Here is a 15218-nt window from a genome sequence, read left to right as displayed (position 1 = left end):
ACTTAATTTAAGGTGAATTAAAAATGAAAATTTGCAAAATTTCTCCAAACTTTGAAGTGACTGATATTAAAAAAACAACGGCTTTTTACACAGAAAACCTAGGCTTTAATCTGATCATGGCGGTTCCGGAATCACAAGATGGAATCGATCAAACTTTTCTAGAAAATAAAGAATATGTTTATGCTCTGGTACAGAGGGATAACGTGGAATTTATGTTTCAACGTTCTGATACCTTTAAAAATGATGTTGTTTTTTCAAAAGGGCTAGCTATTGGAGCAACAGTATCTTTTTATATGGAAATAGAGGGTATTAATGAATTTTATTTAGCACTAAAGCATAAAAATCTTCAGCTCACTGAACTAAAAACAACATGGTATGGTATGCAAGAATTCTATTTAAAAGATCTGAATGGCTATATTCTTGGCTTTGCTGAAAAAGTTGGATAAATGCCTTACAACATCAATTTAACATCTTGACCAATGAAATCCGCCATATGGGCAATAAACCATTGGCGGAAAGTTTTTCAAAATGATCAGAATGAAGTAATACTTTTAACTCAGTAAAAATGCTTCATTTACTCCAGATTGCTTAACAAAACAATCATCATGAGAGACCAGAATGACAGCACCTTTAAATTGCTCAATGGCTTGCGCAAGTAATTCTCGTGACTCGATGTCTAAGTGATTTTCAGGTTCATCCAATAACAATAAATCAATATTTTGATGATGCTGACTTATTCCAAGTAATGCAACTTTAAGTTTTTCACCACCACTGAGTTGCCCCAATTTTAAGAGTGCTTTTTCGCGGCGGATCCGCAGTTGACCTAATAAATTTCGCCATTCAACCTCCAGTATATCTGGATTAAATTTCGCTAAATTCTCGATCACAGAAAGATCATCATTGAGTAAACTAAAATTTTGATCCAAATATAAACTTTGTCCGGTAAAGAAAATTTCAGTACTTTGTGATTGATCAATCATTTTTAATAGGGTGGATTTACCCACGCCATTTGCACCTTTAAGCTGGATTTTTTCACCGGCTTGGAGTGACAACTTTATTTTCTGTGTGGTGGTATAAGGCAATTGTAAATCGTGAATTCTTAATATTTCACCTTGTTTAGATGATTGAAAATGAAAGTCAAATCGTTGTGGTTTAATTTTTTCTAATGTTGTTTGTTTCTCCTGTAAACTGCTCTGTGTTTCATCAGCTTGGCGAATTTGCTGTGCACGTAATTTCCCAAAACTTTGCCCAGCTTGCTCTTTTTTAAAATCCAGTAGAATCTTGGCTTGAGAGTTCGAGTCACGCAATTGAGCACCTTTACGTTGACGTTTTTGTGCTTTCATTAAACTATCATGCTGTTGTTGCTTTAACTGTTTAAATTCACGTTTTTCTTGTTGAATAGACTGAGTTAAGGTATGGATTTGTTGTTGGTGCTGTTGAACATAATCAGCATAATTGCCCGAAACATGCTGCAAACCTTGCGCGGTTAAAGCATAAATATGCTGCACTTGATTCAGCAATTGAAGATCATGACTAATAATACAAACTCCCGCCTTATGTGCTTGAATTGATTCAATTAACCATTTTCTTGCCATGGTATCTAAATGATTACTTGGCTCATCTAAAAGTAGATAATGATCTTGCTTTAGAAATAAGCGACACAAAGCCAGCTTGGTTTTTTGACCTTCACTTAAGTATTGTATGGGAAAATTTAAATCAAGCGGCAGTTGTGCATTGCTTAAAATTTGTTGCCATTTTTGAGGTAAATCCCAACAGTTTTCCACCAAATCATAATCTTCAAAACTGGCACTACTGTTTTCAATACGCTCAAAAGCATTGTGTAGATGAGCAATGTCTAAAGCTTCAGCTATGGTTTTCGCATTTAATCGTTGTAATTGTGCTAAATAATCATGTTGAATATGCCATGCAATTTGCCCTGAATAGGCTAAATCTGAATGCTGTTGTAGGTGTAATAGTTTAAAAAGTAATGATTTTCCCAAACCATTACGGCCAATCACAGCAGAAGTTTGCCCTGAAAAAAGCACAAAATTCAGTTGAGTAAACATTGTTTGGGTGGGGAATGCCAAACTCAAATTTGAAATAATACATGCTTGTTGCATTCAATGATCCTCATATAGAGGATGCACAAAATAGTATGTAATAAAAGCTTTAAATAACAGTAGATTATTTAATTTATCGTAAATAAGGTATCAGAACCAAAAGATAAGCGTAGCCTTGAGTAGAATCTATTTTGCACATCAAAAATTAAATAAATAATGATGAGAAAATGACTTACTTCATTGGCGTTACTCTTTTAAGAAAGGGGATAAGAATGCTTATTGTATAAAAATAAATCTGTATGTCAATCTTAAGCTTTTAAAATGCTCATTTAAAAAAGAATCATCTCAAAAAATTAACTCCCTTATGAAAAGGGAGTTAAGTGGCAGTTGATTGATTCAATCAACGCTTATCAATTTATTTAAGCAGTTGCTTTAATGACTTCTGCAACAGATGTTGCTACATAATCAATATTTTTTAAATTTAAGCCCGCTGCACACATACGGCCACTACGTAGCAAATAAATGGCATATTGATCTTTCAATATATCCACTTGTTCAGCCGTTAAACCTGTATAGCTAAACATGCCTTGTTGTTCTGTAAGGTAATCAAAATTACGACCAGGTAAAGCAGCAGTTAATTTTGCCTTTAATAGTTCGCGCATTTGGATGATACGCTCACGCATTTCTTTAAGTTCTGCATGCCATTTTTCAGTTAATGTTGCATCATTCAATACATTATCAACCACTAAGGCACCCGTTGTAGGTGGGCTTGAATAGATACGGCGTACAGTTGCTTTAAGCTGACCTAAAACCTTTTGTGCAGTTGCTTGGTCATCACAAATAAAGCTTAAGCCACCAACACGCTCACCATATAGTGAGAAAATTTTAGAGAATGAATTACTGACAATGAAATTCAATCCTGACTTGTCTAAAGCACGAATTGCATAAGCATCTTCTTCTAAGCCTTGACCAAAACCTTGGTAAGCAATATCTAGGAATGGAATTAAATCACGTGCTTTCAATACTTCAATCACACGATCCCATTCAGCAGGTGTTAAATCTGCGCCTGTTGGGTTATGGCAACAAGGGTGAAGGAGAACAATGCCTTTTGCAGGGATTTGCTGTAAATCCTCTAACATGCCTTCAATATTGACACCATTGGTTGCTGCATCAAAATAGCGGTAGAAATGTGAATTGATTCCCGCACCATTAAAAATCGCAATATGGTTTTCCCATGTCGGTTGGCTCACCCAAACATCAGATTCAGGAAAGTATTTTTTTAGAAAATCTGCACCAACTTTAAGTGCACCAGAACCGCCTAGGGTTTGAATGGTCACTGCTCGGCCATCTTTACGTGCTTGGCTATCTGCACCTAAAACCAATTTCTGGGTTGCTTCGTTATAAGACTTTGAACCATCCATCGGTAAATAAAGCTTTACCTTGTCATTGCTTGGTTCAATATTTTTCAAAGCCGCTTTTACAGCGTCTAACTGAGGAACAATTGTGTCCTCATTATAATAAAGACCAATACTTAAATTTACTTTGTGTGTCCGTTCATCCTTACCAAAGGCTTCCATTAGAGAAAGAATTGGATCACCTGCATAAGGATCTACATGTTGAAACATGGTCTAAAGTCCTAAATCAATCGAAAAAATCAAGTCTGATAATATAGGTAATTCAAACCCCGACTCAACAGTAGATTGAGGTTTATTTTTTATTATTTATTCAACTTTAGATTAGGGTCTGTAGACAATTCGTCTACGTTTGCGACTACGTGTGTTTTTTAGGCGATACTAGGCGCGAAATATGAAATTTAGTCATTCTAAATGAGTAGTTCGTAACGACGTAGCGGCAAAAAACACACAAGTCCCGAAGGGTTGTGGCTAAAATTATCTCAGCCTTCGTTATGAAACTCGAAAATAGTCTCGCTATTCTCTTCGTTTCCTGCCTTGCCTGCTCAATTTTAGTCTACAACGCAAGCCATTTATGAAATGTCAACAGACCCTAAGCTCATCGCTCATTTGTCTATATTTATAGCCAAATGTGTATTCTCTACAAAATAGAGGATAAATAAGATAAAACTTAAACAGTGTATCAAGTGCGGTATTGGAAGAGAGATAGTTAAGATATTGATTGTTTTTAAGTCGCAGTATTGTTAATGAATGATAAAACTATTGTTCTGCATTTCTCTTCTTGTCATCATAGTGCAAGCGCAATATTTAAATTCTGGATGGTTTTTAATGTTACTGAATTATCAATACGATCAAGCTCAAGATAGCAATGGGACTCAAAAAACCACACTGGTATTGATTCATGGATTATTTGGAAGTTTAAGTAATTTGGGCATTATTGCACGTGAATTTCAAGGTAAATTCAACTTATTGCAAATTGATGTTCGAAATCATGGCCATTCTGCACATTCAGATGAAATGAATTATCAATTGATGGCTCAGGATGTTTTGCAAACACTTGATCATTTAAATATTGAAAAGTTTATTGCGATTGGACATTCTATGGGTGGAAAAATTACAATGAAACTTGCAGGTTTAGCGCAAGATCGTATGCAAAAAATGATTGTCTTGGATATGACACCTTTTGCATATCAAGAAAATCACCATGATCAAATTTTTAAAGCCTTATTTGCGGTTGAAAATGCACAAATTGAATCTCGTAAAGAAGCTACAGAGATTATGCGTCAGTATTTAAAAGAAGAAATGGTGATTCAATTTTTATTAAAATCATTCAGTAAGGGAAAATGGCTGTTTAATGTCCAAGCTTTATTTAATCATTATGCTGATATTTTAAGCTGGGAAAATCAGCAGGTGAATCCTATTCCAGCATTGTTTATTAAAGGTGGAAACTCTCCCTATATCTCAAAAGCTGAACATTTTTCTGCAATCGAAACACAGTTTAGTCATAGCCAAGTTAAAGTCATTGAACAAGTCGGGCATTGGTTACATGCTGAAAAACCGGCTGTAGTTAATCAAATGATCTCTGGGTTTATAGAATGAAGTGTCAGAATCTGAATAAATTAAAACAGCATATTTAAAGGCAATATGCTGTTTATAAATGATTATTTTATAAACACTACCAGTTCTTTAGTCCAGTAGGGTCAAGAAAGTGTCTTGGTTTTGAATTTTCCATTGAGTACAAGATATGAAATTAGACCTAAAACCAAACCCCAAAATGCACCCCCAACACCAAACAAAGTGATGTTGGCTGTCGTTGCGAGAAAGGTAATAAGTGAGGCTTCTCGGCAATCAATATCACTCATCGCATTTGCAAGACTTCCAGCAATTGTACCTAATAATGCAAGTCCTGCTAGAGTACTTATAAAAGCGACTGGAAACGCTGCAAAGACAGCTGCTAACGTTACACCAAAAATTCCAACAAAAATATAAAACACACCTGCGGCAATCCCTGAAATCCAGCGTTTTGAAGGATCTTCGTGGGATTCCTTTCCAGTGCAAATTGCAGCAGTGATCGCAGCAAGATTAAACGCATGTGAACCAAATGGAGCCATGAGGAACGAACCTAAGCCTGTCACGATAAGAATCGGTTTAGCATTGGTGTGAAAACCATCATTTTTAAGAACCAGTAAACCTGGCATATATTGTCCTGTTAAGGTAATTAAAAATAAAGGTAATGCAGCACTCAGTATCGAGTTTATAGAAAAAGTTGGTGTGGTAAAAATAGGCGAGGCTAATTTTAGTTCAAATCCAGAGAAATCAATCCGTGATTGTAAAAGTAAGAAAATAAAGCCAAAAACCAAGACACTAATAATGGCAAATCTTGCAGAAAAACGCTTGGTGATTAGGTAAATCAAAAATAATGAAATCGCCAAAAAAGGATCAATTGTCATATTGATAAAGGCTGCAATCCCAAATTGCAATAAAATACCTGCCAAGAGACCAGATGCAATACCCGCAGGAATTAGACGAATCAATTTTTCAAAATAGCCCGTAATTCCCAAGATCACAAATCCCAGTGCAGAAAGTAAATATGCGCCAATTGCTTCGGAATATGGCACAGTTACAAGCGTCGTAATTAAAAATGCAGCGGCAGGCGTAGACCACGCAGTGATAATGGGTTCGCGGGTATACCAACTTAATAATATTCCAGTGATACCAACCCCAATAGAAATAGACCACACCCATGAGGCAGTGAGTTCAGGGCTAAGACCAGCCATCTGCGCAGCTTGGAAGATTAAAATAAAGGTACCACCATAATTGACGATGACCGAAATTAAACCTGCCATAATGGGGGGAAGAAAATCATTAGAATGATGTTGAAAAGACATAAACTCTACCCCTAAGATTTTAAAAAGAAGTAGTAGAGTGTATTTTTAATGTGGTATTGCCATAAGATACACTTTTAATATTTTTTAAGGTACCAGTTTGGTGATATGATTTTATCGACAGCTTTTTTTAACTCTGGTAAAGGTGAAGGAGTTAAGAATGGTTTTTATATTGCTAAATACAATGAGAGTAGTGCTTTGAATGCAGCGAAGAAAAATACCCTCAATTTAGGTTTCTTAATGATTTTTTGAATTTCATAGATCGTACAATATAAACAGTTATTACAATTAAAAAACTATTGAAACAAGAGTTCAATAATAAATATGAGTTTATCCTCTAAGATTGAATATTAAATAAATTTTTCGATAGGATAAAAGTATGAGCCATAGTAAACAACTCACCATATTTGATGTCTTAAAATTTAGTCATGAAAAGCAAAGAGAATTATCTGATAAGTTAATTGAAACTACTGGTAATTCAGAAGAAAGAAAGCATTATTTCTCATTACTGAAAAATGAATTATTTGCACATGCAGTGGCTGAAGACAGGTATTTTTACATACCTCTTATGATGACAGATGCAGGTTTGAATATTACAAGGCATGCTCTGTCTGAGCATCACGAAATTGATGAGCTACTTGAGCAACTTACTGAAAAAGAACTCAATAATCCGAGTTGGTTACGTATAGCAAATCAGCTACGAAAGCTTGTACATCATCATTTAGATGAAGAAGAGCATAAATTTTTCCAGCAATCTGGCAAAATTTTAAAAGATGATGAAAAAGTAAGCTTAGCTAAAAAGTATCAACGTGAATATGATAAATATATTGATAAAGACAAAACGAGTTTAATTAATTAATGATTTAAATTTTTTTTAAATTTAGTTAGATAGATAAGCCAGATTTGAAAACTGATGATTTGATGACAAGAATGCCAATCAAATTGATTGGCATTCCTTAAATAGCAAATTATTTTAGGTAAAAGCTATAATGTTTGCCACTCATTTCTTGCTTCTTCTGAATTTTTATTCAAAATTACGTTTCCATCTTTAATTTCACTCACCCAACTTAATGGAATCAGATGATGTTCATTATGTTCATCATCACTTCGAGTCAATTTAATTGAATCTTGTCCCTCAAGATGATCAACCTTGCCGATCTGTGTACCACATGAAGCAATTACTGAAGCATGTTCTTTAATATCGTTTGCATTAACGTTACTCATAATGTTTGCTCATCTATTGTTCAAGTTGAAATATCAGTCTAAGACATTTAAAAATTAGTGATGTAAGTATTTTTAAGCTTTAAGTTTTGTTGAGTTAATAATGTAAGGTTTATAGATTTATTTAATTTATAAATGTCATTTTTGAATAAATATATAAAATTAAAAATAATGTGATTCTGTTCTCAATTAATTAATTTTGTTATGCTTTATTTATTTGTTTTTTGTGATGTAATTATAATTTATAAGCTTTATTGAGGTTCTTTTGATTATTTTTTTTGTTTTTGGTCTTAATGGGGTTGTTTAAAAGCATTGCTATAAATTTATGTTTTGTAATGTTTTATTTTTAAATAATTAACGGTAAGGTTTTAATGTGTTGTATTGTAATTTGGCGTTATTTATTTAAAAATTTATAAAACGACAATACTCAATAGGGATGGTGTTTTTAGCTAATTTTATTTTAATTTGGTTAATTTAATTTTGTACAAACCTTTCTTGAAACTATAACAAATAGCAATATTAAATAAAAATATTTGATCTAGGATGATTATCGTTGATTGATTAATTGAATTAATAACTTTTATCAAAATAGAGGATTAAATATGTCAAATTCTAATATAGATAACGAAGTAGTTAAGAATCTCAGTAAAGAACAACGTGACCAATTGAATGCCGATCCAATTTCCGGTGAGCCAGGAGCACACCCAATCGGGACAGGTGTGGGAGCCGCAGGCGGTGCAGTAAGTGGTGCAGCTATTGGAGCTGTTGGCGGACCTGTAGGTGCTGCAGTCGGTGGGGTAGTAGGTGCAGTTGTTGGAGGATTAGCTGGAAAAAGCATTTCTGAAGCTGTAAATCCAACTGATGAAGATGTTTATTGGCGTGAAACTTACAACACTCGCCCTTATTATAAAGACACGATTAACTTATATGATAATGTAGATTACGATCGTGATTATCGTGATGCATATCAGCTAGGGTACACTTCTAGAAGCAATTACCCTTATGAAACAAAGTTTGAAGAAGTTGAAGCAGATCTTAAGCTTCAATGGGAAAAAACCAAAAGAGAGTCTCGTTTAAAATGGGAAGAAGCAAAGCATGCAGTAAAAGATGCTTGGGATCGAGTAACTCGTTAACAGATTCTAAAAAAAATAGCCCTTCAATGTAAGGGCTATTTTTTTGTCACTAGTAAACAAATGGCAGCAATCCACTACAACCATTAATTGTGGTAACATATTGAAAATACAAGTGAATGCAACGACATGCAATCTATGCCAATCCAATACAGACTGAGTGGATTTTACTTTTGGTATTATTCAATAGTTGGAACTTTTTTGCCGTATTGGAGCTTATATCTTCAAGATCAAGGATTTAATTATCAAGAAATCGGATTACTGTCCTCTATAGCCATTTTAACCCGTATATTTGCACCCTTTATTTGGGGATTTATCGCAGACAAAACGGGCAAACGAATGTTGTGGGTACGTGTGGCAACCTGGATGGAAGCTACAATCTGGTTTTTGATTTTTATTATTCCCAACAATATGCAATCAATTGCATTTCTGATGTTGATTTTTAGCTTTTTTCAAAATGCCATACTTGCGCAATTTGAAGGTGTAACGCTGTTTTGGCTGGGTAATCAACATACAGCATTGTATGGGGAAATTAGAAAATGGGGTTCTATTGGATTTATTATTGGCGTATTTAGTATCGGTGCGATTTTAGAAGTTATTGCAATTCAATATTTACCAATGATGTTGTTATGTATTGCATTTACAGCTTTTATTTGGTCCTTTTCGATTAAGGAACCCAGCACAGCACCGAGTGCACAAAAAATATTAGAACCATTGCTTCCCATTCTAAAAAGACCTGTGGTTTTTTCATTTTTTATCATTGAATTTATTATGCTTTTTGCACAAGCACCATTTTATAGTTTTTATAGTAATTATTTAAAACTTGCTGGTTACAGTACAACTCAGATTGGCTTTTTATGGTCAGTTGGGGTGATTGCTGAAATTATCATGTTTAACTATGCAAATTTCTTCCTAAATCGTTTTTCATGGCGAAGCTTAGTCGCACTTTGTTTAATCATGACCAGCATTCGATTTATTTTGGCAGGTTTATTTTCAGAAAGTTTCATTATTCAATTTATTTCTCAAACTTTTCATGCATTTAGTTTTGGTTTATTTCATATTATTGCAATGCGGGTCATTTTGCAGAACTTTGCAGCCAAACAACAGGGCAGAGGGCAAGCGCTATACAGTACCATGTGGGGACTTGGTGTTGCATCTGGCAGTATCTTAGCTGGGCAATATTGGGAAAAATTATCAGGAGAATATATTTTTATTATTGCTGGATTTTCAGCCTTGCTTGGCCTGCTATTGATTAATTTTTTACCTAAAACCTTACAAATGATTCAAAGATAAATGAATCTCTTTGCTGAAAAGAGATTCAGAACATTCAAAACGATACTGTACGGGTTAATTTAGTAAATAGACAATGAGGTGTATAATAAAAGGTCCAACCAATACCATAAAAATACCAGCTAAAACCATGGTTAAACTGGCAATAACACCTTCATCTTTATCACGCATATAAGCTTTACTTGTACCAAAACCATGTGCTGCATTACCCAAAGACGCACCTTGTGCAAAACTTGATTTCAGTCTTAATCCACCCAATACCAAATCACCAATTAACATACCAGTCACCCCAGTAATCATGGTGAATAAAATCACCAATTCAACAGAACCGCCGATATGGGTTGTTAGTTCCATTGCAAATGGTGTAGAGATTGAACGAGCCATTAGACTATAGGTTGTTGTTTGGTCAAAATGAAATAACTTAGCAAGGTAGAATGCACTGATCATTCCAGCAAGCATACCAATGACCACACCCATAGAAATTGAAATGAGATGTTCTTTAATGATTTGGCGATATTCAAAAATTGGGATTGCAAAGGCAACAGTTGCAGGCCCTAACATCCATATAATCCACTGACTATCAAGCATATAAGCATCATAAGAAACATGTGCTGACAGTAAAATGGTGATTAAAACAATCGGAACCAAAATTGCTGGAGATAAAATTAAGTATGGAAATTTACGATAAAGTTTTTTGACCAACACATACGCGACTAATGTGATCACTAGGCAAAATATTGAAATGGCAGACATTATTTATCTCCCTGTAATACATGTACGGTTTTATGATCATGACGTTGTTTCAACTTTCGCTCTAGTTTAAAACCTATATGCACACTATAAGCAGTAAATACCATCACACAAATTGTACCCAGTACAACCACAACAATCAGTTGCCAACCCTCAGTCATAAATAAGTTTTTATATTTCATTAACCCGATAAAACAAGGAATAAAAAATAGTACCAATTCACCTAGAATGAAATCTGAGCCTGATTTAATCCAATTTAATTTAAAAATACCCGTCATGAGTCCAATCAAAACCATAAATAAGCCAATCACAGCTGCCGAAATAGGTAAATTAAATTGTTTTTGTATGATTGAACCAATCCACCAAATCAAAATTAAAAGCCCAATTTGCAATATGACTTTATAAATTGATGAAATTTGGTGGCTTTGAGTACGCGTAGACATTTTATTGCAGATATTTTAAAAAGATGAGTTATTTTAGTTGCAAACATCACAGCATATTATGAATAATTAAACCATAATTATGCGATTTTGGAATAATTAATGGACATTAAAAATCTTAAAATTTTTGTAGAAATCGTCAATTGCGAAAGTTTTACTTTGGCTGCGGATCGTTTGTTTATGACACAGCCTACACTCAGTAAATCAATTAAACATTTAGAAGAAGAACTTGGCACAGCTTTGTTTAAAAAAGGTGAAGCTGGAAGAAAAAGGGAAGTTGTACTTACCTATATTGGTGAATTAATTTATCAACACGCTTTAAATATCTTAAATGAACAAAAGCAAATATTTGAAAATATTGATCAAGTACAACAGTTAAAAAAAGGTAAATTAACCATAGGCTTACCACCATTAGGTTCGGTATTACTTAGCCCTTTAATTGCTTTATTTCACCAAAATCATCCTGATATTCAATTGAAATTCTTAGAAGTTGGTGCTAATGGTATTGAGGAAGCAATTGCTGATAAAAGTATTGATGTTGGGATTTTACTCGGTAATTTAAGGCCAAGTTTTGCGGCAATTCCTGTGATAGATTCACCGATGTGTTTATTAGCAAAGAAAAATTCACATTGGAATCAACGAGATTCAATAAATTTGCATGAACTTAAAGAAGAATCTTTTTTACTTTATGCTGATTCTTTTACATTAAATAAGATGATTATACAGGCTGCAAATTCTGTAGGTTTTGAACCCAAAGTGGTGTGTAAAAGTAGCCAGTGGGACTTTATCACCAAAATGGTGGAGTTTAATATGGGGATTGCCATATTGCCCAAAATTTATTGTGATCAGTTAGATCCGGGGAAGTTTTGCTCAGCAATCCTTAATGAGCCTAAATTACATTGGACATTGAGTATGGCTTGGAATACGACTGTAGCAATGAGTCCAGCAACCAAAGCTTGGTTAACGATTGTAGAGATGCATCGAGATAAAATTCATTTCTAGATTTATTGATAGCTTTTAAATCTTAATAAATTGAGATTAGCGTGGCTCAGGTTTAAATTTTATAATTATTAAAACCATTTATATCAATTACTTAATTTATATTATTTCGCATAATGTATATTATGTTAAATAGAATATTATGTAAGTTGTCTACTCACATGTTGTTTGCAATGTCCTGCAATGGCTACCTAATTATTAGAATTTGACTAATTTATATTTAGAAAAAAGTTAACTAGAAAATAAGCCGTAATTTTCTATGTTAATTACACTTAAATTCCAACCCTCTCATTTTTCAACTAGCTCAGGTTATAATGGTGGTCTCCCAAAATATGGTTGATCTATTATGAACGCCTCCAATGACCCTCTACATGGCAAAAAACTTGCTGACATTTTGGATGAATTATTGGATTACTACGATGGCTTTGAAGGCTTAAGTCGTAAAATTGAAATTAGATGTTTTTGCATAGATCCAAGTGTTAAGTCATCATTGCGATTCTTACGTACTACCCCATGGGCACGTGAAAAAGTAGAAAGCTTATATTTGTATGTCTTACGCCAAAAAGCCAAACAGAAATCGTAGCTATCAAAACCCTAGCCTCAATAACATATGGAATATACTAATGTTGGGTTATCACTTTGAATTGAAAAAACCTAATAAATATTCACGTACAAAAGTAATATTAGGTTTCTGCACACCGTTCTGCCAAACCAAATACAGTTGATTAGTAGGTGCTTCAATTCTGCTATTCATTGCAATCAAAGTTCCATCTTTGAGTTCTTGCTCACAATGATAATCTGGAAGAACAGACCACCCCTGTCCATCAACCAATAACTGCTTGATTGTTCGTAAATCTGGAACAATAAATGAAGCAAGCATGTCTACTTTAGTTTCAAATAAATTAGCCCACACATTCCGAACTAAAGGTAGATCCTCATCAAATGCAATGAGAGGTATCTGAGACAACACTTCTTTATTTGGTTTTTTTCCTATTTTGTGACTTAAGCTTAGTGCATGAACTAAGATAAATCTTTCTGTTAATAATTCTGAAAACTCAAATTGTTGTTCGTCAGGTCTTGACGCAGTAATGACTAAATCAGTTGATTTATCTTGGAGCAATTCGTAGATTTTTTGACGATTCCCCGTTTGGCATAGGATACTAAAACCTTGTTCCATAAGAGAAAGCATAGGTTTCGTTAGACAATAATATAAAAAATCCGCAGGAGCTGCTAAATGTATAGTTCCGCCATGAATGTTACCGAGTTTAAAAGAAGATAATTTAAGCTCAAGTGCATCAATATTCGGAGTAATCGAGCGAGCCAATTCGTCCGCCGCTGTGGTTGGTTCAACTCCACGAGATTGTCTTATGAAAAGTTTGTTTCCAATAAATGTTTCTAAAGACTGAATATGTAAAGATGCTGCTGGTTGAGTAATAGCTAAACTTTCAGCCGCTTTAGAAAAAGACTTAGACCGATAGACTTCTAAAAATGTTCTTAAGTGACTTAGACGACTCATAAGTTTGATCATTTATTCTGGCTCTTCAACTTATTCTAAGGGATTGAATCCATAAAAAATAGAAAAGAAATCCGAGGATTTCTTTTCTATCAGTATCATTAGTTTTTAACAGCGTCTATTGCTATATTTTTCTGAATTTGAGCGATTAAAATCATCAAACCAATCGCAGACATGATTGCGCCAGTAACCCCAGTAAAACTTAAACCAACATGACTAATGGTTAAACCACCCAAAATTGAACCAAAGGCAATCGCGGAGTTGAAACCTGCAATATTTAATCCTGCTGCAACGTTATCTGCATTCAGTGCATATTTTTGAGCAACAGCCATTAAACGTGCTTGTAAGGCAGGTACTGCACCAAATGTGAATAAACCAAGTAAAGACACCAATACAGCCATCATGATCGGTGAACCAATAAAGATCCACATACCGAACGCAGTTACGATCATACCTAAAATAATAAAGATATTCGCTTTATTGACACCCATAGAGTCAGTTGCTTTACCACCCAAAACATTACCAATAGCAGCGAAAATACCATATAACAATGTATACATCGGTACTGCTGTTGGGCTGATTTTGGTCACTTCAGTTAACATAGATGCAATATAGGTATAAGCTGCAAATGAACCTGCATAGGCAAATACGGTCACTAAAGCACCCGAAAGTAACTTCGGATTAAAAATAGTTAAGATTTCCTGTTTTGAGCTAAATACAATTTTTTTATCTGCATGCAATGGGTCTTTCATACCTATGAGTAGTCCAACAAAACCGATGGCTCCAAACAATGCAATAAAACCAAGTACCAGACGCCAATCAATCACACCACCTAAGTAAGTACTTAATGGCACACCAATTGCCATTGCTATGGTAAATCCACCAAAGACAATAGCGACAGCACTACCTGCTCTTTCAGGACCCGCAAGCTTTGCTGCTGTGCTTGAAGCAACAGCTAGAAATAGACCATGCCCCATACCGGCAACAAAACGGGCAATAATCATGAGAGTCAAACTACTGGCAAAAGCCGTCACCAGACTACCTAAAGTAAAAATAATGGTCGTAACCAACATGGTTTTTTTACGTGACCAACCATTGGTGAGTGCAGTTAATACTGGTGCTGCAAATGTTGCACCTAAGGCATAGGCTGCAATAATCGAACCCGTTTGCTCCACATTCACGCCTAAGCCATTTGCCATTACATCTGTGATACCAATAGGAACAAATTCTGCTAAGCCTAAAGCAAAGGCGGTGATTGTGAAAATATAGATAATAATCGGCATTTCTAAACTCGCATTTTTATGATGAAATAAGTCTAGAACCAAGAAAGATATTAATAAAATAATAAGAATTATATTAGATATAAACATATTTATAGCTTAATTATTCTTCAAACGGTGAATAGCCACCGATTTTGTAGACACCTGTTAGTTAGTGGTGGACTGCCATCACTCTCCTAGACAAATTTAGTCTATTCTTAAGAACTTTTTAGTAGGAAACTATGTATTCATAGCTAGG

The 15218-nt window shown here is 34.5% G+C and carries 15 protein-coding genes; 7 read left to right on the top strand and 8 right to left on the bottom strand.

Going from position 1 to position 15218, the window contains the following annotated elements; all coding sequences use genetic code 11:
• Nucleotides 1–23 precede the first annotated feature (23 nt).
• Nucleotides 24–446 carry a VOC family protein gene (locus FHR28_RS09915; protein ID WP_105712650.1) on the top strand — a complete coding sequence of 141 codons (423 nt, stop codon included), beginning with the start codon at nucleotides 24–26 and terminating at the stop codon, nucleotides 444–446.
• A gap of 105 nt (nucleotides 447–551) precedes the next feature.
• On the opposite strand, the gene FHR28_RS09910 is transcribed toward FHR28_RS09915, so the two are convergent.
• A complete protein-coding gene (locus FHR28_RS09910) occupies nucleotides 552–2120 on the bottom strand; it encodes an ATP-binding cassette domain-containing protein (protein WP_166782503.1) in 1569 nt (522 codons plus the stop codon).
• 359 nt (nucleotides 2121–2479) lie between these two features.
• The gene (locus FHR28_RS09905; protein ID WP_096734101.1) at nucleotides 2480–3685 is read right to left on the bottom strand and encodes an aromatic amino acid transaminase; all 1206 of its coding nucleotides are present in this window, start codon (nucleotides 3683–3685) and stop codon (nucleotides 2480–2482) included.
• Nucleotides 3686–4300: 615 nt separating this feature from the next.
• Here FHR28_RS09905 and FHR28_RS09900 point away from each other — a divergent pair.
• Nucleotides 4301–5071 (top strand): alpha/beta fold hydrolase, encoded by a 771-nt coding sequence (locus tag FHR28_RS09900; protein WP_166782502.1) that lies wholly within the window; start codon nucleotides 4301–4303, stop codon nucleotides 5069–5071.
• A 101-nt stretch (nucleotides 5072–5172) separates the two neighbouring features.
• Here FHR28_RS09900 and FHR28_RS09895 read toward each other — a convergent pair whose 3' ends face one another.
• Nucleotides 5173–6360: a benzoate/H(+) symporter BenE family transporter gene (locus FHR28_RS09895; protein ID WP_166782501.1), complete on the bottom strand. Its 1188-nt coding sequence runs from the start codon at nucleotides 6358–6360 to the stop codon at nucleotides 5173–5175.
• Between the two features lie 376 nt (nucleotides 6361–6736).
• Here FHR28_RS09895 and FHR28_RS09890 point away from each other — a divergent pair, with 376 nt between their 5' ends.
• Nucleotides 6737–7216, top strand: coding sequence for a hemerythrin domain-containing protein (locus tag FHR28_RS09890; RefSeq protein ID WP_105712646.1), 480 nt, complete (start codon nucleotides 6737–6739; stop codon nucleotides 7214–7216).
• Between the two features lie 125 nt (nucleotides 7217–7341).
• Here FHR28_RS09890 and FHR28_RS09885 read toward each other — a convergent pair whose 3' ends face one another.
• Nucleotides 7342–7581, bottom strand: coding sequence for a DUF2171 domain-containing protein (locus tag FHR28_RS09885; protein ID WP_056511128.1), 240 nt, complete (start codon nucleotides 7579–7581; stop codon nucleotides 7342–7344).
• A 599-nt stretch (nucleotides 7582–8180) separates the two neighbouring features.
• On the opposite strand from FHR28_RS09885, the gene FHR28_RS09880 reads away from it, so the two are divergent.
• Together FHR28_RS09880 and FHR28_RS09875 are read left to right on the top strand one after the other, a co-directional pair.
• Entirely contained in the window at nucleotides 8181–8711 is a 531-nt protein-coding gene (locus FHR28_RS09880; RefSeq protein ID WP_004720129.1) for a hypothetical protein, read from the top strand.
• A gap of 126 nt (nucleotides 8712–8837) precedes the next feature.
• Entirely contained in the window at nucleotides 8838–10001 is a 1164-nt protein-coding gene (locus tag FHR28_RS09875) for an MFS transporter (RefSeq protein WP_166782500.1), read from the top strand.
• A gap of 54 nt (nucleotides 10002–10055) precedes the next feature.
• On the opposite strand, the gene FHR28_RS09870 is transcribed toward FHR28_RS09875, so the two are convergent.
• Together FHR28_RS09870 and FHR28_RS09865 are read right to left on the bottom strand one after the other, a co-directional pair.
• Entirely contained in the window at nucleotides 10056–10751 is a 696-nt protein-coding gene (locus FHR28_RS09870; protein ID WP_105712643.1) for an LrgB family protein, read from the bottom strand.
• A complete protein-coding gene (locus FHR28_RS09865; protein ID WP_105712642.1) occupies nucleotides 10751–11191 on the bottom strand; it encodes a CidA/LrgA family protein in 441 nt (146 codons plus the stop codon). The genes FHR28_RS09870 and FHR28_RS09865 overlap by 1 nt, the downstream gene beginning before the upstream one ends.
• A 99-nt stretch (nucleotides 11192–11290) precedes the next feature.
• On the opposite strand from FHR28_RS09865, the gene FHR28_RS09860 reads away from it, so the two are divergent.
• Complete coding sequence (locus FHR28_RS09860) at nucleotides 11291–12190, top strand: LysR family transcriptional regulator (RefSeq protein WP_105712641.1); 900 nt, start codon at nucleotides 11291–11293, stop codon at nucleotides 12188–12190.
• A 343-nt stretch (nucleotides 12191–12533) separates the two neighbouring features.
• Nucleotides 12534–12770 carry a VF530 family DNA-binding protein gene (locus FHR28_RS09855; RefSeq protein WP_004720475.1) on the top strand — a complete coding sequence of 79 codons (237 nt, stop codon included), beginning with the start codon at nucleotides 12534–12536 and terminating at the stop codon, nucleotides 12768–12770.
• Between the two features lie 51 nt (nucleotides 12771–12821).
• Here FHR28_RS09855 and FHR28_RS09850 read toward each other — a convergent pair whose 3' ends face one another.
• Together FHR28_RS09850 and FHR28_RS09845 are read right to left on the bottom strand one after the other, a co-directional pair.
• Nucleotides 12822–13703: a LysR family transcriptional regulator gene (locus FHR28_RS09850; RefSeq protein WP_228722053.1), complete on the bottom strand. Its 882-nt coding sequence runs from the start codon at nucleotides 13701–13703 to the stop codon at nucleotides 12822–12824.
• A gap of 98 nt (nucleotides 13704–13801) precedes the next feature.
• Nucleotides 13802–14983 (bottom strand): MFS transporter, encoded by a 1182-nt coding sequence (locus FHR28_RS09845; RefSeq protein WP_166782498.1) that lies wholly within the window; start codon nucleotides 14981–14983, stop codon nucleotides 13802–13804.
• Nucleotides 14984–15218 lie beyond the last annotated feature (235 nt).

Source organism: Acinetobacter sp. BIGb0196 (genome assembly GCF_011759595.1).
Taxonomy (GTDB): domain Bacteria; phylum Pseudomonadota; class Gammaproteobacteria; order Pseudomonadales; family Moraxellaceae; genus Acinetobacter; species Acinetobacter guillouiae.
The sequence above is the reverse complement of the archived record's forward strand: the minus strand, read 5'-3'. Positions and strand labels throughout refer to the sequence as shown.